The sequence below is a fragment of the Bartonella gabonensis genome (assembly GCF_903679515.1).
Taxonomy (GTDB): Bacteria; Pseudomonadota; Alphaproteobacteria; order Rhizobiales; family Rhizobiaceae; genus Bartonella; species Bartonella gabonensis.
The window spans coordinates 1-22,712 of the sequence record NZ_CAHOYM010000006.1 but is presented as its reverse complement, the minus strand read 5'-3'; the positions used below and the strand labels follow the sequence as shown (position 1 = coordinate 22,712).

14 protein-coding genes, 1 tRNA gene and 5 pseudogenes are annotated in these 22,712 nt (G+C 37.9%); 14 read left to right on the top strand and 6 right to left on the bottom strand.

The window, feature by feature from the left end:
• Positions 1 to 437 precede the first annotated feature (437 nt).
• The 3 genes and pseudogenes from HWX04_RS02405 to HWX04_RS02395 form a co-directional block, all read right to left on the bottom strand.
• A pseudogene (locus HWX04_RS02405) lies at positions 438 to 1,499 on the bottom strand (CobW family GTP-binding protein).
• A 384-nt stretch (positions 1,500 to 1,883) separates the two neighbouring features.
• The gene (locus HWX04_RS02400; protein ID WP_175868637.1) at positions 1,884 to 2,975 is read right to left on the bottom strand and encodes a D-alanyl-D-alanine carboxypeptidase family protein; all 1,092 of its coding nucleotides are present in this window, start codon (positions 2,973 to 2,975) and stop codon (positions 1,884 to 1,886) included.
• A gap of 1,010 nt (positions 2,976 to 3,985) precedes the next feature.
• Positions 3,986 to 4,792 carry a lysophospholipid acyltransferase family protein gene (locus HWX04_RS02395; RefSeq protein WP_175868636.1) on the bottom strand — a complete coding sequence of 269 codons (807 nt, stop codon included), beginning with the start codon at positions 4,790 to 4,792 and terminating at the stop codon, positions 3,986 to 3,988.
• 130 nt (positions 4,793 to 4,922) lie between these two features.
• Between HWX04_RS02395 and thiD the strand changes: the two genes are divergently transcribed.
• Positions 4,923 to 5,777, top strand: a complete 855-nt coding sequence (gene thiD / locus HWX04_RS02390) for a bifunctional hydroxymethylpyrimidine kinase/phosphomethylpyrimidine kinase (protein ID WP_175868635.1) — start codon at positions 4,923 to 4,925, stop codon at positions 5,775 to 5,777.
• Between the two features lie 1,127 nt (positions 5,778 to 6,904).
• Here thiD and HWX04_RS08455 read toward each other — a convergent pair.
• Positions 6,905 to 7,630, bottom strand: coding sequence for a GNAT family N-acetyltransferase (locus tag HWX04_RS08455; protein ID WP_246257349.1), 726 nt, complete (start codon positions 7,628 to 7,630; stop codon positions 6,905 to 6,907).
• 249 nt (positions 7,631 to 7,879) lie between these two features.
• Here HWX04_RS08455 and HWX04_RS02380 point away from each other — a divergent pair, with 249 nt between their 5' ends.
• Complete coding sequence (locus HWX04_RS02380; RefSeq protein WP_175868634.1) at positions 7,880 to 8,026, top strand: hypothetical protein; 147 nt, start codon at positions 7,880 to 7,882, stop codon at positions 8,024 to 8,026.
• 243 nt (positions 8,027 to 8,269) lie between these two features.
• On the opposite strand, the gene HWX04_RS02375 is transcribed toward HWX04_RS02380, so the two are convergent.
• Positions 8,270 to 8,344 (bottom strand) — tRNA-Gly (locus HWX04_RS02375).
• Positions 8,345 to 8,538: 194 nt separating this feature from the next.
• Here HWX04_RS02375 and HWX04_RS02370 point away from each other — a divergent pair.
• From HWX04_RS02370 to HWX04_RS02340, 7 genes and pseudogenes are all read left to right on the top strand, one after another.
• Positions 8,539 to 9,517: pseudogene (locus HWX04_RS02370) on the top strand (ABC transporter substrate-binding protein).
• A 63-nt stretch (positions 9,518 to 9,580) separates the two neighbouring features.
• Positions 9,581 to 10,473: pseudogene (locus tag HWX04_RS02365) on the top strand (ABC transporter permease).
• Positions 10,470 to 11,263, top strand: a pseudogene (locus HWX04_RS02360) (ABC transporter ATP-binding protein). The pseudogenes HWX04_RS02365 and HWX04_RS02360 overlap by 4 nt, the downstream one beginning before the upstream one ends.
• Positions 11,264 to 11,267: 4 nt before the next feature.
• Positions 11,268 to 12,308, top strand: coding sequence for a DNA polymerase III subunit delta (gene holA / locus HWX04_RS02355; RefSeq protein WP_175868633.1), 1,041 nt, complete (start codon positions 11,268 to 11,270; stop codon positions 12,306 to 12,308).
• A gap of 386 nt (positions 12,309 to 12,694) precedes the next feature.
• The gene (locus HWX04_RS02350; RefSeq protein ID WP_175868632.1) at positions 12,695 to 13,627 is read left to right on the top strand and encodes a prephenate/arogenate dehydrogenase family protein; all 933 of its coding nucleotides are present in this window, start codon (positions 12,695 to 12,697) and stop codon (positions 13,625 to 13,627) included.
• A 474-nt stretch (positions 13,628 to 14,101) separates the two neighbouring features.
• Positions 14,102 to 14,956, top strand: coding sequence for a YihY/virulence factor BrkB family protein (locus HWX04_RS02345; RefSeq protein ID WP_175868631.1), 855 nt, complete (start codon positions 14,102 to 14,104; stop codon positions 14,954 to 14,956).
• Positions 14,957 to 14,968: 12 nt separating this feature from the next.
• Positions 14,969 to 15,465, top strand: a pseudogene (locus HWX04_RS02340) (YaiI/YqxD family protein).
• Position 15,466: 1 nt separating this feature from the next.
• Here HWX04_RS02340 and HWX04_RS02335 read toward each other — a convergent pair.
• Positions 15,467 to 16,165, bottom strand: a complete 699-nt coding sequence (locus HWX04_RS02335; RefSeq protein WP_175868630.1) for a TlpA family protein disulfide reductase — start codon at positions 16,163 to 16,165, stop codon at positions 15,467 to 15,469.
• A gap of 34 nt (positions 16,166 to 16,199) precedes the next feature.
• Between HWX04_RS02335 and argH the strand changes: the two genes are divergently transcribed.
• The 5 genes from argH to HWX04_RS02310 all read left to right on the top strand — a co-directional run bounded on the left by argH (position 16,200) and on the right by HWX04_RS02310 (position 22,644).
• Positions 16,200 to 17,600: an argininosuccinate lyase gene (argH, locus tag HWX04_RS02330; protein WP_175868629.1), complete on the top strand. Its 1,401-nt coding sequence runs from the start codon at positions 16,200 to 16,202 to the stop codon at positions 17,598 to 17,600.
• A gap of 46 nt (positions 17,601 to 17,646) precedes the next feature.
• Positions 17,647 to 17,826: an LptM family lipoprotein gene (locus tag HWX04_RS02325; protein ID WP_175868628.1), complete on the top strand. Its 180-nt coding sequence runs from the start codon at positions 17,647 to 17,649 to the stop codon at positions 17,824 to 17,826.
• 9 nt (positions 17,827 to 17,835) lie between these two features.
• On the top strand, positions 17,836 to 19,110 hold the full coding sequence (lysA, locus tag HWX04_RS02320) for a diaminopimelate decarboxylase (RefSeq protein WP_175868627.1): 1,275 nt from the start codon (positions 17,836 to 17,838) through the stop codon (positions 19,108 to 19,110).
• Between the two features lie 116 nt (positions 19,111 to 19,226).
• Positions 19,227 to 21,653, top strand: a complete 2,427-nt coding sequence (locus HWX04_RS02315) for a TIGR02302 family protein (protein WP_175868626.1) — start codon at positions 19,227 to 19,229, stop codon at positions 21,651 to 21,653.
• A 226-nt stretch (positions 21,654 to 21,879) separates the two neighbouring features.
• Positions 21,880 to 22,644 carry a class I SAM-dependent methyltransferase gene (locus tag HWX04_RS02310; RefSeq protein WP_175868625.1) on the top strand — a complete coding sequence of 255 codons (765 nt, stop codon included), beginning with the start codon at positions 21,880 to 21,882 and terminating at the stop codon, positions 22,642 to 22,644.
• Positions 22,645 to 22,712 lie beyond the last annotated feature (68 nt).

Sequence of the window (22,712 nt, the reverse complement as noted above, 5' to 3'; positions counted from 1 at the left end):
ATATTGCCTCTGTCTGATTTTAAAAACTTAAGAGGATTTTATTTCAGTCAGCTAGAAGAAATATAGCGTTGAGCGGAATATTTAGAACCAAGAATTTGTCCAATGGGGTTGTGAAATGAATCACATAAAGTGTATTTCGAGAGAAAACAGCTTGATTATAGATTGGTAAGTCTTAAAATTTTTTATCATAACAAGTTGATTTATAATGATAATATATTGTTGTTCCAAAATCATTCGCTTGCACGTTACAAGCGGAGAAAGCCGTGTCGATAAAAAAGATTAAAGAATTAAAATGCCTCTCATGAATCATCTCAAGCGCTAAGAGCAGCCACATACATTGGGGGCTGGTAAAATCTATGGTGAGCTGTTTTGCGTCTTTAAAAGCATAAAGAGGGTATGCCTCAATTGATTTAACGTTATATCTTTGAAGGGGAGAATTAAAACTTTATGCCTGGAATGATTAGAGGGTTTTCCAAGAGAGCTGTTTTGTCTGCAGTATCTATTGCTGGTTTATTAAAAAAAGCATTGAGAAGTTTTTGTATTGCTTCTTTTTCAACACCATCGGCAATGATGACAAAACGTGTTTGTGTTATTCCTTTTGGCCATGCTGGTAGTCTTATGGGGGGATGGAAAAATGTTTGTACACCATGTAATACAAGTGGGCGATAAGGATCATCACGTAATGCGATAATTGCTTTAATACGGAGTAATTTTGTACCATAACGGTCTTGTAGGAGATCTAAAAAAGCTTCAATTGTGGCATAATCAACAAGATCTTCACAGTCTAGTGAAAAGGTACGAATGGTTTTATGGGGGAATGATCGTGTGGAGACGTCGTAAGATTTTGCTTAAGGTGTGTATTTTCTCCTTTTTCATTCCATAATGTGTGATTTATTAATAGATTTGCGCAGAGTTCTTCAGAATGGGCATCAATGATCTGTGCTGTAGGGTTTATTTTTTTGAGTGCGTTAAGGAGCGTATTTGAAAGGGGTTGTGAGCCTGTAAGATCTGTTTTGGTGAGAATGATTTTATCAGCAAAGATTAATTGTTTATATATTTCAGGATAGCGCTCACATATGGAAAGTGTGCTTAATGTATCAAATGTTGCAAGCACAGCATTTATCGACAGTGTTTGAATAAACAGTGGGTGGCTTAAAAGTATTTGTAAAATAGTGGTAGGATAAGCCATCTCTGTTGTTTCAATGATAATGTGATTGAGTTGTTTGATCTGTCCTGTCTGGACGCGATTGATTAACTCAATTAATGTATCAATGAGATCACTGCGTAAATTGCAGCATAAGCAACCATTGGCAAGCTCAATAATTCCTTCTGTTGCCTTTTCAACTAGAAGGTGGTCAATACTGATTTCGCCGAATTCATTGATGATAACAGCACATTCGGTTAAGAGTGGATCTTGTAGCATACGGTTGAGTAAAGTTGTTTTGCCAGAGCCTAAAAAAACCAGTAATAAGCGTGAGAGGAATGCTCTTTATTTTCATTTTGATCAGCAACCATGGTTTTGTTTTAAAGAAACATATCTTACGATATTCAACCCCATTCATAATAGGGACCGTGAGGGATATGTGATGGAAAATTGCCTAGTGAAATTCATTTTATCACCATTTTTATGCTTATAAAGGTAAGTGCGGGTACAATTATACACTTTTTCAGTGCCAATGTTATGATAATTCTTGGTACGTGAGAGGTTTTATAGGAAGAGTTTTAATTCTTTGCTTTGATTATTTTATCTATGCTCATCACACTTTGTGACCTGTAAGAGACGGGTTTTAATTGATTCAACAGATATGGATTTGAAATAAGTCAATCTTACGATGTTGGTGGGTCTGACATAAGGTGCATTATAATTAATCATAGATTATGTCTTACGGCTTTTTTATAGAATAGTTTGCGCGTTTTTTATATGGACTATGGGGCTTTCTGAGTGGTTTTACTGTGATTTTAGGCGTCTGTGGCGTATGAATGAGATGTACTGCTAAAGGATGAGAAAAAGAAGGTGAAGCAGTGATAAAAGGTGAGGTGAGAATAATATTTCCTTGATCATCATATGAATTGGCATGCATTTTTATGGCTTCAGGCGTGCATGTTTGTTGTCTCATATTATTGGCTTGTGTTATGTTACTCCCATAAGGTTTTAATGTCGCTATTGTAAGTTGGGGGCTTCCTTGATGCAAAAATCCTATTTCAAGAAGTTGCGCCGCTTTTTTTTCCCTTTCACTTATGTTGTTAGCGCCTAAAATGACAGCAATAATTGTACGTTTATTGCGGGTGGCTGAGGCAACAAGATTAAAACCAGAGTCGCAAATAAAGCCTGTTTTCATACCGTCTATTCCATAGAAACGACCAATGAGGTTGTTTGAGTTATGCTGGATTTTTCGGTTATTACCAAAATCAATGGCTGGAATAGAAAAATAATGAGCATATTGTGGAAATTCCCGACGTATTTGGACGGCTAAAAGAGCAATATCACGTGCGGTGGAATAGTTTTGAGGATCTGGTAAACCACTTGCATTGGCAAAATGGGTGCCAAACATGCCTAAACGTCTAGCTTCGCTATTCATTTTTCTTACAAAAGCTTTCTGTGAACCAGCAACGGCTTCACTCATGGCAATGGCCAAATCATTGGTAGATTTAACCATGGTGATACTTAAGGCTGTATCAAGTGTGAGAACAGAACCAGCTTTATAGCCTGAACGATAGGCGGGAGCTTTTGCGGCATATTCGCTGATGGTGATAGGTTTGTTGGCTGAAATTTCCCCTCGGCTCATAGCGCGAAAAATAACATAAGCGGTCATTAATTTTGTTAAGGAAGCTGGATACCAACGCTCAAAAGCTTGATTATGTTTTAAGATATGTCCTGTTGTAACATCAACAGAAATAAAAGGCTGTGCTAAAGCAAAAGTGCTTGACAAACTCAAAATGAAAGAAAAAAATAAATTATAGAAGAGACGTCGCATTAATTTAAATTCAGCTCCTTCTTATTCATTATTTAGAATTGTTTTAATGTAGCACACAAAGCTTTCAAGTCCAGAATAGAGAGGACAGATGGTTAATTGCTGTATTGAGTTATGTCTCAGGAATAAAAACCAATACTCATCTTTATTTTCCCCTTGAATTTGGTTTGATGGCTTAAGTGTCTCAAAAAATACTTTTTAAATAATGAAGATAGTACAAGATTTCAGGTTCTTGAGGGGATGGATATTTTTCAGGAAACAAAAAGCTAGTATAACCATACATTCTGCCTGCTGTTTTATTAGCTAAATGTTGATTTATTATAATAATTCATTGTTTTGCATTTTTAATGAGTCCCTCGAAGATCGTCAGATTTTTCCTCCCAAATTTGTTCTGATTGAATCAATCAAAACTATCTGCTTGCACATTAAAAGCGAGAAAGCCTGTGTGGATAAAAACTGTACAATAAAACCTATTATGAATCGTCTCAAGTGCCAAGAGCTATTGCACTTGGAGACTGAAAAGGTGAGTGATGGTGTATCCGGTTTGCTTCTTTACAAGCATAAAAATGAGGCTGTTCAAAAGATTTATTATTATATCATGTATCGTCATCGTTGTAAAATGGGTTGGGGGCCTTAAGAGATGTCTTTTTAAGATAACCCTTAAATTGAAATGGTCTATAAAGAGGTGCTTTAATTTTTTGTTTCGATAGTTCTTGCCTAAATATTATTAATTTTAGTTGTAACGGCAGATAATTATTTCACTATAAGAAGAAAAGATAATTTTACTATATTGGATATTATTGTTCATCGTCTACATAATTTGTCATTATAAACCAATAGGCTGTATGTTATTTAAATGAAAGGAAGGATTCTTTCTCAAAAAATTCATACATTCATCGTGTTTTATAATGTGTATGTATTTTATAATTTCGAACGAGAAAGTTTGAAATATCTCCCTTAGTATTTTTGTTTCATATGTTTCATTTAACATAGAAAGTGATGTTGTTTATCAATTAAGGTTGTGCTTCATGATGCTTCAGTTTTTGAAGCTTCTGAACAGCGGATGGTGGCATAGGAGGAGGAGTAGGATCTTGAGCTGCTAAGAGAAGCAGTTCATCACATGCTTCTTCAGTTTTTTTGATAAGTTGATCTAGAAAGTCACGTTTGCTTAAACCAGCTTCTATTGGAGGCAGAATACGAACACGAATTGTTCCAGGATAGCGGCGAAAGTTACCTCGTGGCCAATATAAACCCGCATTGTGCGCAATAGGGACAACTTGAAGCCCTAATTCATTATAAAGTGCGGCAATTCCTGACTTATAATCTGGTTCTTGACCGGGTTGCCGACGTGTTCCTTCGGGAAAAATGAGGATTTGGCGTCCTTGTTTTACTTTCTCTTTTGCTTTTTGGATAACTGTTTTTAAGGCTTTGATGGGTGTTGTGCGGTTAATGGGGATAATTTGTGTTTTTGCCATATACCATCCAAACAATGGAATCCATGTCAATTCACGTTTTAGAATGAGAGTAGGGTCATCAAGGTAAGGGACGAGACTAAAGGTTTCCCATGCAGATTGATGTTTTGGAGCAATGATATAGGCTCCTTTGGGGAGATTTTCTAATCCTTCAATTTCATAGTTTGTACCTGCTATGTATTTTTGCAAAAAAAGCGTAACGCGTGCCCATGTTTTTGGTACAATCCACGCTTTTTTGCGGGGCATGAGAAAATAAACGGGGGCATAAAGAATCATTTGTATGAAAGTTATTGTATAAAAAGCGAACGTAAAAAGAATAGAACGAAGGATAAGCACTATATTTTCCATTTTATATCTACAAAAAGAGCGTATATATAACGTAATTTACCTGAGAAAACATCTCTCTTTATGTTTTTTCAAACATCTATTTTTTCGGTAACTCATTTTCTGATATTTAAAAACAGAAGGAAAGAGATTGATGGAATTACAAAAAGATAAACTTTTTATTCCACGGATTTTATCTATTGCGGGAACAGATCCTTCTGGTGGTGCTGGAATGCAGGCGGATTTGAAGGTTTTTTCTGCTATGAAAACTTATGGTATGAGTGTCGTTACAGCTGTTGTTGCACAAAATACTCAGGGGGTGCGTTCTTTTCAGGCGTTGGATGCTTCTTTTGTTGCAGATCAAATTGATTCTGTTTTTGAGGATATCCATGTTGATGCCGTTAAGATTGGTATGGTTGCAAATGCTCAGATTGCGCAGGCTATTGCAGAACGTCTTGCTTATCATAAAGCGCGTTTTATTGTTTTTGATCCCGTTATGGTGGCAAAAAGTGGAGATGTGCTTTTACAGCCTGACACCATTGAAATTATGCGTGATGTTCTTGTACCGATGTCAACTTTGATCACACCAAATTTGCCGGAAGCTGCCCTGTTATTGGGATGTGAAGTACAATGGTCTTTAGAGACTATGTATCAATATGTTCCAAGATTCTTGACGCTAGGGTGTCATGCAGTTTTGTTAAAAGGGGGACATTTGAGCGCGCTTACCAGAAATAGTACAGAAAGTTATGATTGTTCTAGTCCAGATCTTTATTGTGATGGTGAAAATCTTGTTATGCTTGAAGCTTCTCGTCTTTCAATCACTCATGATCATGGGACAGGGTGTACCATTTCTGCCGCCATTGCAGCTCTTTTACCTACACAACCTTTGGACCGCGCTGTTAAACAAGCAAAAGATTATATACATGGCGCTTTATCTGCTTCACATGCTTTAAAAGTAGGGAAAGGGCGAGGACCGCTTCATCATTTTTATGCATTATGGAAAGATTGATACAACAATTGATTGTGAAAAATCTTCACTCTATGAATTTATTTCGTCATTATCGGCTGTTTGGGACTTATGACTGATAAGTTTTAGCGCATTGTAGCTTACCAGTTGTTTTATATTTAAGAAGAATTAGAGAGAAATTCGTTTAGCGGATGTTACCATTAAAGATTTAAACTGGTCTGATTTTATTATGCGTTATGATCGTTCTAACACCTTATTTTACCTTATCTGGATTGAAGTTATGTTCTTCATGTAAAATAGTTTGCTTTAAAGAGGCTTCTCTCAAGTTTGTCACATCCATTTCATTATAACGTTCGTGAATGGTCTAAGGCCTCTATGAAATGTAAAAGCTATTATGCTTTCTATTTTTACGCTTTGAAGGTGAAAGGAGTGCTCCTATACTATTTTTAGCCCCCAATGTTACGATAATTCTTGATATTTCAGAGCGTCTATAAGAAAAATTTTTATTCCTTTTCTTCAAGTGAATTTTATCGATACATCAATTCCGCTTGTGATGCGCAAGCAGATGATTGGGAGTGATTAATAGATAGAGATTTGAAATGAGATAATCCTATGATATTTTGGATGCTTGCTCAATATTAATAATGATAAATTATCTTTGTAAATCAAATTATTGATTTATTTTTTTTTGAAGATTCTTCTAGATAAGCTTTTGTTTAAGTGAGGAGAATGATCAAACGATGTCTGCGCTGTTTACACAACAAGTATAAAGAAAATTACTCTTGTTTTTCAGATGATGTGTTGGAAATCCAAAAAAACTTTTAGTCAATTTCTTCTAAATATTAATACAATTCGCGTGAAGTGTTATCTCATCATCAACTGTGATTTAAAAAAAAGAAACAATACGCATAAAGCAGCCTTAAATAATCTTTAAATCTCCGTTGGTTATTTTTTTAAGCAGAGATTTTTTCTATCAATTGACGAATGGAGCAACCATTGAATAAACTATGACGAAATTGTGATTTTCAGTATTTGCTTTCGCGCTTTCCACGATCAGTATTAAAGGAGATTGGCTAAATTTCTCTGACTGTATCGATTGGTTGGCTATATTTGGGTTTTGTTGAAAATAATAAATTATCTTAATTGATGAGTAAAAAGAGAATCCACCGCTAAATGATCATGTGTTTATTGGAATAAACTTTGAATTCACCAAAGTTTATAAAACCCAATTTTTTATAAATGCCAATACCCTCGTATGATGTTTGCATACCAATCACATGACATTTCTTTCTTTTTAAATGCTCAATAGCAATTTTTGTCATGAATGTCCCTATCTCTTTTTTCTGAAAATCTGGATTGGTGGCAATATCATACACTCCACCAATTTCATCCGCTTTAATACAAAAACATATGGCTACAGGATTGTTATTTATATAACCAACGAACAGATCTACATTAGGATCTTTTTTATAACAATGACCTATTGTTTTATAAAATATGACGGCTTCTTTATCAAAAGGTTCGAATACTGAGGCCATAACATTTCCGTAATCTCTAAAATCTTGAAGTGATTCAACTTCCTTGATTTTGAAGTTATCCGGCTGAGAAGTAATATGTGAGTCTATATCTTGCGCTAAAGCTGCCATGCCCACCTCTGTTTCAACATGTTCTAAACCAACAGATAAGAGAACTTCATAAACTTTAAAACGAGACGAATGAGGTCCAACCCACCAAGCTAAAGGGAGTTTCTGTGCATTAAAGGAATCGATTATGAATTTTGCTTGGTCTACAGGGATCGTTTCTTGTAAATTTTTAGCAGAGATAATGTTGAATGTGTCTGAAGCAAATGTTGAATTAAGAGAAGATATTCCATTTGAAAAATCAATAACCTGCATTTGAGAACACAATTTTGGTAAAAAACGTACCTTTGAAAAAAAAATTATTCTCTAACGATAAGTCGATTTTTGCTTTGTTTAACATTTGTTGTCACTATAATTGCTCATCATTTTAAATTGATCTTTCAATATTGGGGCTATAAAAACGTCAGTTCAAAGGTAATCCCAAATTCTTTTACATAAGCCTCTATAAACTGTAAGGCTGCAAAAGATCCACCTAAAAAATTATCTTCGCGATAGCACGAGACAATGAATAATACTCTTGGGAATAATACTCTTGGCAAAGCTAAAGGTATTATTGCCAAACAACGTCATGGAGCAACAGAAAATGCTCCTCTTACTTTTAAAGATTACTTTATACGGTTTAGGACTTGGCAGATAAGAGTAATTTTTTAAAAAATTCGCTTGAGCTAAAAATTATTATCCGATGGTCGAGGAGTAAAATCCAATAGATTCTTCAAAAAATGACGAATCTTAAAACATCCTTTGAAAGGTCTTTGAAAACCCTTTGAGGAACCTCTTAAAAAACTTTGAAAGAAAATAAATTGGTACAAAATGAGATGTCAAAATATACAAAATCTGCTGATAAGCTAAAAAAGACATTCAAAAATGTAAATCTCACGCAACACAAGATTTAAATGGAGCGGGCGATGGGATTCGAACCCACGACCCCAACCTTGGCAAGGTTGTGCTCTACCCCTGAGCTACACCCGCTCACCGATTCGAAACATATTCTGCTTCAGATGCTGTCTGTATGGCGTAGGCTTTAGCGAATTGCAAGAAAAAAATAACATGTCAGTCTGATTTATTTTGTAAATGTTTCAAAAATAAAAATAAAGATTGATTTTGATAGTACTCTTCAATAAATTGACTGCTCTTTAATTATTGCAAAAAAGGGGCGGAGTAGAATGTTGAAAAGAGTCACTATATTATGCATTATGATTGCAGCTGTTTTTATGATGCAGTCCTTTGCAAAAGCTGATGATGACGTTAAACACATTAAGGTTACAGTTACACAAATTATGGCACATCCTGCTGCAGATGTTGTTCGTAAAGGGGTTATCGATACGCTTGCAGAGAATGGGTATAAGAAGAGGAAAAATTTCGAACTTACCTTTTTATCAGCTCAGGGCAATATTTCTACAGCAACACAAATTGCACGTAAATTTGTTGGTGATAAACCCGATGTTATTGTAGCAATTACCACACCTTCAGCCCAAACAATGCTTGCGGCAGCAAAAACAATTCCTATTGTTTTTGCTGCGATTTCTGATCCCGTTGGAACCAAAATAGTGCCTTCGCTTACTAAACCTGGTGGAAATGTAACCGGATCTTCTGATCGCATAGATGTGGAAGCAAGTGTTAAACTTGTGCAAGAAGTAAAACCAAATTTAAAAAAAAATTGGTTTTCTCTATAATGCTTCTGAAGCCAATTCTGTTGCAACATTGAAGACTTTAAAGGAGGTGGCAAATAAAGTTGGTATTGAAGTTATTTCTTCATCAGCACCAAAACCTTCTGATGTTCAGGCTGCAACACGCGCTTTAATTGGTAAGGTGGATATTGTTTTTATTCCTGCTGATAATACGGTGCTTTCTGTTTTAGAGGGAGCAGTAAAAGTTGCACAGGAAGCAAATATGCCTCTATTTACTGTCGATTTTAATGCTATTGGGAGAGGGCCTTTTATGACCCAAGGTGTGAATTTCTACGATGTTGGGGTTGATGCTGGAAAATTGGTGGTGCGTATTCTAAAGGGTGAAAAGCTTGGCGATATTGATGTGGTACAGGCGGTTAATAATGACATTCGAATTGATCTGAAAGCAGCAAAAAAGGCGGGAATTGTTATTCCTCAGGCCGTTATTGACCGTGCGACAAAAGTGATTCAATAATTTTTGTTGATAGGGTGTTGATACAATAAAAGTACGTTAAGTTTTTATGGGGATTGTCTTTACATGAATATATTTTCTTTTTCTGGCGCTATGGAATTAGGCCTTATTTATGCGTTTGTGGCTATAGGGGTTTATCTCTCTTTTCGCGTTTTGGATTTTCCTGATTTAACAGTTGATGGATCATTTCTTCTTGGCTCCTGTGTTTGCGGTGTGTTGATTCTTTTAGGTTTTAATGCGTGGACAGCTATGGCTGGTGCTTTTTGTGCTGGTATGCTGGCAGGTTTGGTAACAGCTTTGCTTAATTTGCGTTTCGGCATTCTAAATCTTTAGGCTTCTATTTTAACAATGTCAGCACTTTATACAGTTAATCTTCGTATTATGGGGATTATGGGAGGCTCTAATATTAATTTGGCGCTTTCTGATACGGCTTTAACACCCTTTTATAACATGTTTGGCTTGTCTGATATCTTTGTGCGTACTCTTTTTATTGCTGCTGTACTATTCATTGTGGCATTTTTGATTTGGCGCTTTTTGGAAAGTGAAATAGATCTTGCGATGCGTGCAATGGGAGCTAATCCGCGGATGGCTACAGCGCAAGGCATTCATACATCCGCATTGATTTATTTTGGTATGGGGCTTTCTAATGCCTGTGTTGCCTTTGGTGGCTCTCTTTATATTCAAACTGCGATTGCTACCGATATTACCGGTGGAGCTGGTACAATCGTTTTTGGTTTAGCAGCGGTGATTATTGGAGAAACTCTTTTTCGTACGCGCAATATCTTTTGGATTATTGTGAGCTGTGTTGAGGGTTCTGTTCTTTACCGCGTTGCGGTGCGATTTGCTTTTGAGGCCAATGGGATTGGTATTGATACATCGACAGATTTGCAATTGATCACTGCGTTGCTCGTTTTTTAGTCCTTGTTATACCACGTTGTTGGGGGAGGCGTAAAACATGATTGAGTTTTCACATGTTGGAGTTACATTTAAACCGCAAACACCTGTGGAAAAACAAGCCTTAATTGATCTTAATCTCAAGATTAATAGTGGGAGCTTTGTGACGGTTGTCGGCTCAAATGGCGCTGGTAAATCAACTTTGCTGAGTGTTTTAGCAGGTGCAACTCTGCCTACCACAGGAAAAGTGATCATCAATGGACAAAATATTTCTAGGCAATCAGTCAGTGAGCGTGTGGGAAAGGTTGCTTGTGTTTTTCAAGATTTATCAATGGGAAGCTGCGATTCTTTAACAATTGAAGAAAATTTGGCTCTTGCTGCTCTTCGCGGGAGTCGCCGTGGTTTGCGTTCAGCTTTAAATCACCAGAAACGACAATTTTTTCGAGATGAAATTGCAAAATTAGGCATTGGTCTTGAAGCGTATATCCATAATCCTATGGACAGTTTGTCGGGGGGCAACGCCAAGCGGTTTGTCTTGTGATGGCAACTTTGGCGCAAGCGGATGTTTTGCTGCTTGATGAACATACCTCAGCTTTAGATCCTGGAATGGCTGATTTTGTGATGCAGTTGACCGAAAAAATCGTTGAAGAGAAAAAATTAACAACTATTATGGTGACGCATTCTATGCGCCAAGCTCTTGATCATGGAGATCGCACTTTGATGTTGCATGGCGGAAAAGTGATTTTTGATATCTGTCAAGAAGAGTGTCAAGGCTTGAAAGTCAATGATTTAATTGGCATGTTTCAAAAAGTTCGTGGGGAAGCTCTTGATGATGATGAATTGTTAATGGATTAATATTTTGGCTCAGAAAAAAGCGCATGAAGTTGGTCATTTTCTAACGCGTCTTTCACGTGCTTTTCCTATTGTACTCGTTTACGGACCAGATCGGGGGCTTGTCTGTGAGTCTGCACAACGCTTTGCTAAACTGACACAGATAGCAGTAGATGATCCGTTTTCAACAATTCGCTTGGATGCAGCCGAGATTGATAAAGATCCCGCACGTTTGGAAAATGAAGCGCGCACTTTATCACTTTTTGGAGGCGATCGTTTGATATGGATCTCTAATGGTGCTAATCAAAAAGGTTTTCTTACAGCCTTGAAGCTTCTCATTGAAGAGCCTCCAGAGAAGAGTTTTATTCTCATTGAGGCGGGAGATTTGAAAAAAGGAACAGGGTTGCGCAATGTTGTTGAAACGGCAGCAAAAGCGATGGCTCTGCCTTGTTTTGCTGATGATGCTCGTTCTCTGGATGCTCTGATTGATGAGGTTGTGGGTTGTTTTAAAAAGAGCATTTATTTGGATGCACGCAAGTGGTTGCATGAAAGTTTGGGAGCAGATCGGCTTGTTTCTCGAAGTGAATTAGAGAAGCTTTGTTTTTATGCTGCTGATAGACAGATTACTCTTGAGGATGTGAAAGCTATCGTGAGTAATGTAAGTGCTGTTTCTTTCGATGAGGTGATTGATGCTCTTTTATTGGGTGATGTATCAAGCTTTGAGGCGCATTTTAGTCAAAATGCTCTATTGAGTGGTGCGTTTTTTTTGATTTTGAGTACCGCACAAAGGCATTTTCAGCAACTGCAGCTTTTGCGTTATCAAGTGGAGATTGAAGGAAAATCTCCTTCTATCGTGATTTCTCAAGCACGGCCGCCGATTTTTTTTCAACGCAAAAAAACAGTTGAACAAGCTTTAAGATATTGGAAATTAGAACAGATTTCTTATGCGATGGAAAGAATTCAAACTGCTGTTTTAGAAAGCCGTAAAAATCCGCTTTTGAGTGAAGCGATTATTCGCCAAGCTTTGCTGGGGCTTACAATTGTTGCGCGACGCCAGAAGGCTGCTTAAAATAAAATATTGTATAAGATTTATTGTTTTTTTAAGATAACAAGTTTCTAAAGTAAAACGGTGATGTTTTATTAAAGAGCGGTTGTTTTGACCATGCAAGAGAAGAAAGAGCATTTGTCTTTGGTGCCATGAGGTGTGCTTGTGGGTTAAGAATTGACAAGTTTTAAGGCTTGATGTTAGGATCTCTATCATTTTTTGGGGCATTTTCTAGATAAAATGATCTGTTGATGGCTTGTGCCAAGTGATTATTGGTTGTTGTTTGCAACCTTATTATTTTATTTTCTTGCTGGTTGTGATTTTTTAAATGTTTGGTACATAACTCTTGAACAAAGAGGCAGATAGTTTTGGTTTTATTGCTGTTTTCAAAGAGTTTTTAAAGGTGAGAAATGCTCCATATTCGGTTTGAAAGAATAGCCCTTATTGGGATTGGTCTGATTGGCTCTTCTTTAGCAAGAGTAATTAAAAAGAAAAATCTTGCGGCTCAGATTTCTATTGCAACGCGTCGTCAAGAAACATTGGAAAGAGCCCGTGAATTGCAACTCGGGGATTTGTATACAACCGATAATGCAGAAGCTGTTGAAGGGGCTGATCTCGTTATTATTTCTGTTCCTGTTGGAGCAAGTGCAGAGGTGGCAAAAAACATTCATGATCATTTAAAGCTAGGGGCGATTGTGAGTGATGTTGGTTCTACAAAAGAATTGGTTATTGCAGAAATGGCACCTTTATTACCCAAAACAGTTCATTTTATTCCGGGACATCCGATTGCTGGAACAGAGTATTCAGGACCAGATGCTGGTTTTGCTGATTTGTTTGTAAATCGCTGGTGTATTTTAACGCCTTTTGCGGATAGTGATGCGGCGGTTGTAGCGCAATTGACAGCGTTTTGGGAAGCTTGTGGTGCGCGTGTTGAAAAAATGGAGCCTAAACATCATGACCTTGTGTTGGCTATTGTTTCGCATTTGCCGCATTTGATTGCCTATAATACTGTGGGGACAGCCAGTGATCTAGAAAAAGTCACTAATTCGGAAGTGATTGCTTATTCTGCTTCAGGTTTTCGTGATTTTACGCGTTTGGCATCTTCTGATCCTGTTATGTGGCGCGATATTTGTTTGCATAATAAGGAGGCTATTTTAGAAATGTTGGGTCGTTTTAGTGAAGGGCTTGCTTTTTTAGAACAGGCAATTCGTTTGGGAGATGGGGAGACACTGTTTAACTTTTTTACCCGTACGCGCGCTGTGCGTCGTAATATTATTGATGCAGGGCAGGAAATAGATGTGCCTGATTTTGGACGCCATAGTGTTTCTAAAGAGAGCGTGTAAAAAAGTTTTTTATTGAATCTTTTTCGTTTTTTCTAGAAGTCTATATTTCTATCCAAAAGAGTGGCAATTGCTTGCGTGGAGAGGCTTGAGGGTTAAAAGGTTTTATGGGTGGGAGATTATCATTTGTGGTTCTGTAGAATATGGGATGTAGGATAAGAGGCTATGGAGTTTAGAAGAAAGCGCCTTTAAGTGGTTGGAGAACTTTATATCATGCGATTTTAAGGATTATTTTTAGATCATTTTGTGTGATATATTTATGCTTAAGATGCTTTGTATAAATTTGTATGTGTCCTTTATGTTGCCAATAATGTCAATGGTTTATTATATTAATCTTCATCGTTTTGTTATGCTAAAAAGTTAGACTTGACCACATGGATTATTGCCCTTTATATTAAACTAGTTTGTTTTGAAATTTTGATGATGATTATGAAATTTGTATAGATGAGAGAGAGTATTACCAGAGAGTATTGAGATTTGTTAAGAAATATCTTTTGGTACAGCTATCATATTCTTGTTAATGCAATAAGCCATTATTGGCGTGATAGTGGAAGTGCTTTTGCCAGTCATGTCGCGCTATCAGGATTGTTAGCGTTTTTTCCTTTTTTTATTTTTGGAACATCTCTTGCTAGTTTTATCGGCGCTTTTACTTATACACCGCAAAAAATTAAAGCGCTGGTACAGTTATTACCAGATATCATTGCCGAGCCTTTATCTCAGGAAATTATCAACGTTTTAACCATTCAACGAGGGGATGTGTTAACGATTTCTGTTATTGGAGCTGCTTATTTTGCCTCTAATGGAATAGAGGCTTTGCGTACGGCTTTAAATAAAGCTTATCGTGTAACTGATCAGCGTAGTTTATTGTTTTGTCGTTTCCAAAGTTTGTTTTTTGTCATTCTTGGAGCTATTGGTCTTGTGGTGATCAGCTTTTTGTTGGTTTTGGCACCTTTGCTGATTAAGATTATGAAAAATCATTCTTTTTTCATGACAGAATATATCAGTGTTATTCGTCTATGGCGTTATGTAATCGCTATTGTTGTTTTGTTTATCAGTCTTTTGATTGTTCATAAATGGCTTCCCGCAGAGAGACGGAAATTTATAGATATTTTACCAGGAATTGTGGTAACAATGTCGGTGTGGTTTATAGCTTCCATTGCTTTTGCACAATATTTAACGATGTTTGATTATATTTCTACCTATGCGGGGTTAGCATCTATTATGGCTGCTATTATTTTTCTTTACATATTAAGCGCAATTTTTATTTTGGGAGGCGAAATAAACGCAGCAATCATGTTTTATCGCAATCATCTGCAGTATTCAGAGGAATGAAAGAACGAATGCGTGTGTGAAAGCTCAAAGACAAATAAACAAATAAAACCTGCCATTACTTTATTGGTTGATGCGGATGCTTGTCCTGTAAAAGATGAAGTTTATCGTGTGATGAATCGTTATCAGCTAGAGACGTTTGTTGTGGCAAACCGTTTTCTCTCTCTCTTCCCGATGAAGAGCTCGTTGAAAGAATCGTTGTTTCTGATGGGCTTGATAGGGCTGAAGATTGGATTGTAGAACATGTGCATGAAGCGAGTATTGTTATTACCAGCGATATCCCTTTAGCAGCAAGGGTTGTGCAAGCGGAAGGGGGGTGTCTTTCGTCAACAGGGCGTATTTTTGATATAAGCTCTGTCGGTCAAGCTTTGGCAATGCGTAATTTGATGGAAAATTTACGAGAGCAGGGGCATGTCACTGGAGAACCACGTCCTTTTTCTGGTAAAGATCGTTCTGCTTTTTTGTCATCATTGGATGTTGCTATACAACGTTTAAAAAGACGTGGTTATTAGATTATTGTGCTTCTTTCATGACAGCTTTTATAAGTGCTTTGGCTTCATCATTGGCCCATGGCGCTGCCCCGTTATAGGACGCAATGAGATAACCATTTTTATCAATGAGAAATGTGATGGGGAGTCCTAAAGCAAGTCCTTGTTTTCTCATGTCGTTGAAGATATTCATTGTTTCATCGCGATAGTAGACTAAATTATCAGCATGAATATCTTGCAAAAATTTCTGAATTTTTTCAAGAGAAGCGGCTTTATCGATATTAATCGCTATGACATCGAAATTTTCTCCACCCAATTCGCGTTTTAATTGTGCCAGTTCGGGCATTTCCGTGCGGCAGGGAACGCACCAGATCGCCCATAGATTAATGAGTATCGGTTTTCCATTAAATTCAGCGAGTGCGTGGTCTTTCCCTTGAATATCCTTAAAAGAGAGAGTATTCATATCTAAGGGGGTATCAATAAATCGCATGTGAGCAAAAAAGCCTGTTGCGGCTTTTTGGATTGTCATCATTTTTTTGTTTTGTACTTTTTCGGTATTTTCTTTTGAAAGAGAGTTGGCAATTAATCCCGCACTCTTGTCATGGGAACCTTTTGTTGCGTATAAACTGACACCAGCTAAGATCATGGTAGCGAGAAAGGATGTGATAAAGATTATCTTTTTTTTGTTTTTCTTTTTTTGGTTATCAAAATTTTGAGGAATCATAATTTTTATCCTTATTTATGGGTGTTTTTAGAATATGACAGATGAGAAGTTAAAAAACCAAATGTGGGGAGGACGGTTTAACGCAGGACCTACTGCCGCCATGGAAAAAATTAATGCCTCAATTGATGTTGATCAAAAACTCTATCGGCAAGATATTGAAGGTTCACTTGCTCATGCTGCAATGTTAGCGCAAACAAAGATTATTTTACAGTCTGATTATGAAAAAATTTCTCATGGTTTAAAAATTATTTTACAAGAAATTGAAGGGGGGACATTCGTTTTTTCGCGAAAGCTTGAAGATATTCATATGAATATTGAAGCGCGGCTCTCTGAATTGATTGGTCCTGTTGCTGGGCGTTTGCATACGGCACGTTCACGAAATGATCAGGTAGCTGTTGATTTTCGGTTGTGGGTGCGTGAGGCATTGCAAAAAATAGCACAAGCTTTAAAAGAGTTGATAGAACAATTACTTGTTCGCGCAGAGCAACATGTTAATACCTTTATGCCAGGCTTTACGCATTTACAATTGGCGCAACCTGTAACATTGGGTCATTATATGATGGCTTATGTTGAAATGTTTGGTCGCGATTTATCACGGATGCGTGATGCCATTGAGCGAATGAATGAATCGCCTTTGGGGGCGGCGGCTTTGGCAGGAACAAGTTTCCCGATTGATCGCTTTATGACAGCACAAGCGCTAGGTTTTCGGGAACCTACACGAAATTCGATTGATAGTGTCGCTGATCGTGATTTTGCCTTGGAATTTTTAAGCGCTGGTGCTTTTTGTGCAATGCATCTTTCGCGTTTAGCAGAAGAAATAATTCTTTGGTCAAGTGAACAATTTTGTTTTATTCGTTTGTCAGATGCCTTTTCAACGGGTTCTTCTATTATGCCACAAAAGAGAAATCCTGATGCAGCAGAGTTAGTACGGGCAAAAGCAGGTCGATTGAATGGTGCGCTTATGGGATTGTTAACGGTGATGAAAGGATTGCCGCTTGCTTATTCGAAAGATATGCAAGAAGATAAAGAATATGTGTTTGATGGAGCTTTGAGTTTGGAATTATCATTAGCAGCAATGACAGGGATGATTGCTGATTTGGAAGTGAATAAAAAAGCTATGAAACAAGCAGCAGATTCAGGATATGCAACAGCGACGGATTTTGCTGATTGGCTTGTATGCGAATTAGGGCTTCCTTTTCGTGAAGCACATCACATGACAGGGCATGCTGTGGCATTGGCAGAAAGAAAACAATGTCGTCTTCAGGACTTATCATTGGAAGAGCTCCAAGAAATTTGTCCTGATATCAATGCAAGACTTTTTGATGTTTTGACCGTTGAAAAATCTGTTGAAAGTCGCAAAAGTTTTGGGGGAACAGCACCTTCAGAGGTTCTTAGGCAAATTTCGTATTGGAAAAGGCGTCTTGTGGAAGCTTAACTGATTGTATTTAGAGGTAAAAAATCAAGATAATGAAAGAGGACAGATGAAAATTATAGTAAAGGGGTTGATGATTGTCCTTTTAGGGGGCTTGGGGGTTGCTGGGTGTGGGCGTAAAGGATCATTGGAGGCGCCTCTTACAAGTGTGGAAAAGCCTATGCATGGGACATCTGCTACTAAAAACGAAGATGATAAGCCTTTTATTCTTGATCGTTTGATAAAGTAGGAGGATAACGTGGATTTTTTCTCCTACCATCAAGGTATGCTTTACGCTGAAGGGTGTTCGCTTGTTGCTCTTGCGCAGGAGGTGGAGACACCTTTTTATTGTTATTCGGCCAATGCATTGGTTTCAAGTTTTAAGGACTATCAAAAGGCATTTCAAGGGATGTCCAGTCTGATTGCTTATGCGGTTAAAGCCAATTCTAATCAAGCAATTTTACGGCTTTTAGCGGTAAATGGGGCGGGGGCTGATGTGGTTTCAGAAGGTGAATTACGGCGTGCTCTTGCTGTTGGTATTCCGGCTGATCGTATTGTTTATTCTGGTGTTGGTAAAACTGTGAGAGAAATAGATTTTGCTCTTTCTCAGAACATTTATTGTTTTAATGTTGAATCAGAACCAGAACTTGAACAATTGTCGCAACGCGCTGTTGCACTGTCAAAGACAGCACGTGTTTCATTGCGCATTAATCCAGATGTTGATGCAAAGACTCATAAGAAAATCACAACAGGAAAATCTGAAAATAAGTTTGGTATTCCATTGATGTTGGCAAGAGAGGCCTACAAAAAGGCTGTCTCTTTACCTGGATTGCAGGTTTGCGGTATCGATATGCATATTGGTAGTCAAATTTGTGATTTAAAGCCGTTTGAAGAGGCATTTCTTCTTATTGCAGATTGTGTACGTCAATTGTGGAGCGATGGTTATGCAATAACGCATATCGATATTGGTGGCGGGCTTGGCATTGCCTATGGTCATGAACAACATCCTGTCCCCTCTCCTTTTGATTATGCCGCGTTGGTAAAGAAGCATATTGCTCCTTTAGGGATTAATATTGTTGTGGAACCGGGGCGGAGCATTGTGGGCCAAGCTGGTGTATTGCTAACCTCTGTTCTCTATTTAAAAAGGGGACAAGGGCGGAATTTTATTATTGTGGATGCGGCAATGAATGATCTGATGCGCCCAACACTTTATGATGCTTGGCAGAATGTCGTCCTTGTGAAACAAGCAGCAAAAGATGCTCCTCTTATTCGGGCCGATATTGTTGGTTCTGTTTGTGAGACTGGTGATTATTTAGCATTAGATCGTTGCTTGCCGATTTTGGCACCAGATGATCTTTTAGCAATTACGCAGGCTGGGGCTTATGGAGCTGTGATGGCGAGTACTTATAATAGTCGACTTTTGATCCCTGAAGTTCTCGTTCAAGATACGCGTTATGCAGTCATTCGTCCGCGTCTTGATTATGCGCAATTGATGGATTGTGATCATATCCCTGATTGGATCGAACATTCTTAAATGTTTTTGGTCTTATTTTTACTAAACTTTGATGAAACAATTTATTTTCTGGAAATTGTCTTATATGGGTTTTATGATCTTAATACACCACGGTAAAAGGGGAAAAATGCTTGTTTATGAAAAATAAAAACATAAAGAGCTTTGCCATAAAGCTTTGGTGTGTGCGCATTTTGATGTGGGGGATCCTTTCATTTGAACGGGTATGGGTGCGGTTGTTACCATTTTTCCTTGTTCTCAGTCTCTTTTGTTCGTTTGGTTGGTTGGGGCTTTTTGGCGTTATAGGCTATTGGTTCCATTGGCTCTTACTTGCGGTTTTGCTCGTTTGTGCTGGGGCAAGTTTATTTTTTCTTATTGGTTTTCGCTTTCCCACAATGCGGGAAGTGGATCATCGTCTTGAACGCGTTAATGATCTTAAACACCAGCCTTTGAATATTCAGACAGATCATGTATGTTCCGAAAATGAAGAAGATTTTAGTGCTGTTATTTGGCGTGAGCATCAACGCCGAATGGCAAGGCAATTATACCATTTAAAAACTGGATTTATTTCTCTTAATAGTGCGGCTTATGATCCTTTGGCTTTGAGATCTTTGTGTGTTCTCCTTTTTGTGTGTGCTTTTAGCTTTTCTTTTGGTTCACACGGGGGACGTTTAGCTGATGCTTTTGATTTTCGTCCTTTTGTGGATGAAAAATTTATACGGATTGATGCTTGGGTAACACCACCTTCTTATACCGGTGTGGCACCAATTTATTTAACAAAAGATGAGAAGACACAACTGGAAATTCCTGAAGGAAGTGATGTGGTTGTACGTGTTGTTAATGGGGCTGGTGTTACAGTCAAAGCAAAAACTGTAGATGATGGGCAGAAAGTTTTGTTTTCAAAGAAAACGGAACAAACAGCTTTGAATGATCCAATCATTCATTTTGAAACCCATTTAGAGAATTCAATGGATTTGTTTATCTCATCACGTCGTAAAAAACAGCAATGGCATTTGCAGATGATGAAAGATCAGCAACCAACAATTGATTGGCTTGGAAAACCGGGGCGGATTTTAACGGGGTCGTTAGAGTTGCGATATATGCTGGATGATGATTATGGTGTAACAAAGGCTTTTGTTGAAATAGAGCCTCTTTTTCAGAATAAAAACGCTTTTTCTCTCTATAGGGCACCGGAAATAAAGCTTCTTCTTCCACGGGGTGGAAAGGGTAAAATGCGGACGGTGCATGATGTCTCAGTGCATCCATGGGCGGGATCGCAAGTCAAAATTACTTTGTTGGCAGAAGATGGTGCGGGACAACAAGGGCGAAGCAAAACTTTTGTGATGATCCTACCACAGCGTGTTTTCTCAAATCCTGTTGCACGTGCTGTTAGTGAATTGCGTCGTATGTTGGCTCTTAATACTTCTACGAGAGAGCGTGTCCTTGATATGCTTTCTGCTTTGCTGGTGCGTCCAGAAAAGGGGCTTCAAAATGCAACGCATTTTCTCGTTCTACAAAGTGCGTGGACAAGGCTTTCTTTGGCACAAACAGAAGAAGATTTGCGCGATGTGGTGGATTATTTATGGCAGATTGCTTTGGGGCTGGAAGGCAATCAGCTTGAATCCGTGCAGAAAAATTTAAAACAAGCACAAGCTGCTTTACGGGATGCTCTGCGATATGGTGCTTCAGCGGCAGAAATCGAACGGCTTATGGCCGATTTGCGTCAAGCTATGGATGCGTATATTCAGGCTTTGGCTGAAAGAGCACCAGATAGTCAAGTTTCTAAAAATTCTAGAAATTCTAAAAGTCTTAATCTTTCTGAAGATACATTACAAGAAAAGCTGAATCTCATTGAAGAAATGGCTAAAACGGGTTCTTCTTTAGCCGCTGAACAACTCTTGGCGGAAATTGAACAGACGCTTGACTATTTGCAAGTGCAAAAAGGCAATCACAATGGGGGAGAAAAAAGTCAATCTACACATATGAAAGAAAAGATGGACCAACTTGGAGATGTAATGCGTCGTCAGCAAGAAATTCTCAATGAAACACATCAGTTAGAGATGAAACAAAAACGTGGGGAAAATGTACCAGAACAACAAAAAAAATCTTTAAAAAAACGTCAGGCTGAATTGCACTCTGAATTATCAACATTAGAAAAAGAATTATCAGAACAGGGCTTTGAAACAGATGATGCATTGAAAAAAGCGGAAGAAAAAATGAATTCTGCAGAAGATGCTCTTGACCAGGGAAATCATCAGGCATCTATACGAAATCAGTCTGATGCTTTAGAATCTTTGCGGCAAGGCGCGCAAAGTGTTTTGAAAAAAATGCGTGAAACACTCAAAGAAACAGGAAATGCTCAAAACGCTGATTCTGGTCCGAAAGATCCGTTAGGACGTCCGCTTTCTTCAAAAACAGATGGAGGACAAGAAGGTGAGGCATTCCCAAAAGAAAGTGATCAAATGCGTACGCGGCAAATTTTAGATGAAATTCGCAAACGTTTGGGCAAGGAACATATTACAGAAGCAGAAAAAAACTATCTTGAAAGGTTGCTTCATTTTAATTAACAAATTGTTGGCTTTTTTCTTAATTGATATCAGAAACAGCGTATGAGAAACCTCTATGGAATTCATCTCCAAAGAAAATGATTAAAGTGCTTGTAACGCAATCATCATCCTGTTCTGCTGCTTTTTGGGATCATTTAAGTTTAAAATGTGAAATATTAAAATGTTTACTATTGCAGAGAAAGCGCAGAAGTCCATATAGGTTTTTGTATATAAAAACCTGTAACATTTGAAATTTGTTTCTACAGAGTATATTGAGTTGGATATCGTTACACTGAAAGATTTTTATGCTTCTGCACTTGGGTTGCGTGTACAAAAGACGCTGTGTGACCAATTGAATTTATGGTGGCCCAATCTTGTGGATAAACGGGTTATGGGGTTGGGGTATGCTCTTCCTTATCTTTCTACTTTGCGTGAACGTACCCAACACTGTTTTGCTTTTATGCCAGCGAGGCAAGGTGCTTCGTCTTGGCCTTGTGTTGAGCAAGTTGCTACAGCGCTTGTTTTTGAAGAAGATTTGCCACTTCCTGATGCATCAGTTGATTGTATTTTATTGGTCCATGCCTTAGAATATACTGAGAATTCATTTGAAACGTTGAATGAAATATGGCGTATTTTAGCCCCTAATGGTCACTTGATTGTTATTGTTCCTAATCGTTCTGGCTTTTGGGCGCGCAATACGACTACGCCTTTTGGTTATGGCGAACCCTATACTCGGCAACAGATTATTCGTTTGTTTGAAAAAACAAACTTTGTTTCTGGGCCAATACAAGAAATTGTCCATTATATGCCCTCTACAGGTTATGTTTCGCGATTTTTTTCATTTTTTTATGAGCCAGTTGCACGCCATCTTTTTCCTTATTTTGGTGGACTCTTAATCTGTCAGGCACAAAAACGTGTTTATCAGGGGGTGCTCGTACAGCGTCGTCAGTCGCGACGTATTTTTATTCCTACTTTATCTCCACAGACAAGAAATATTGTAATTTATAAATAGAGAGAAAAAGTATATGAAGCAGTAGTTGCCAAGTATATCGTGAGATTGAAAAGCATCTTTGTGGCGGG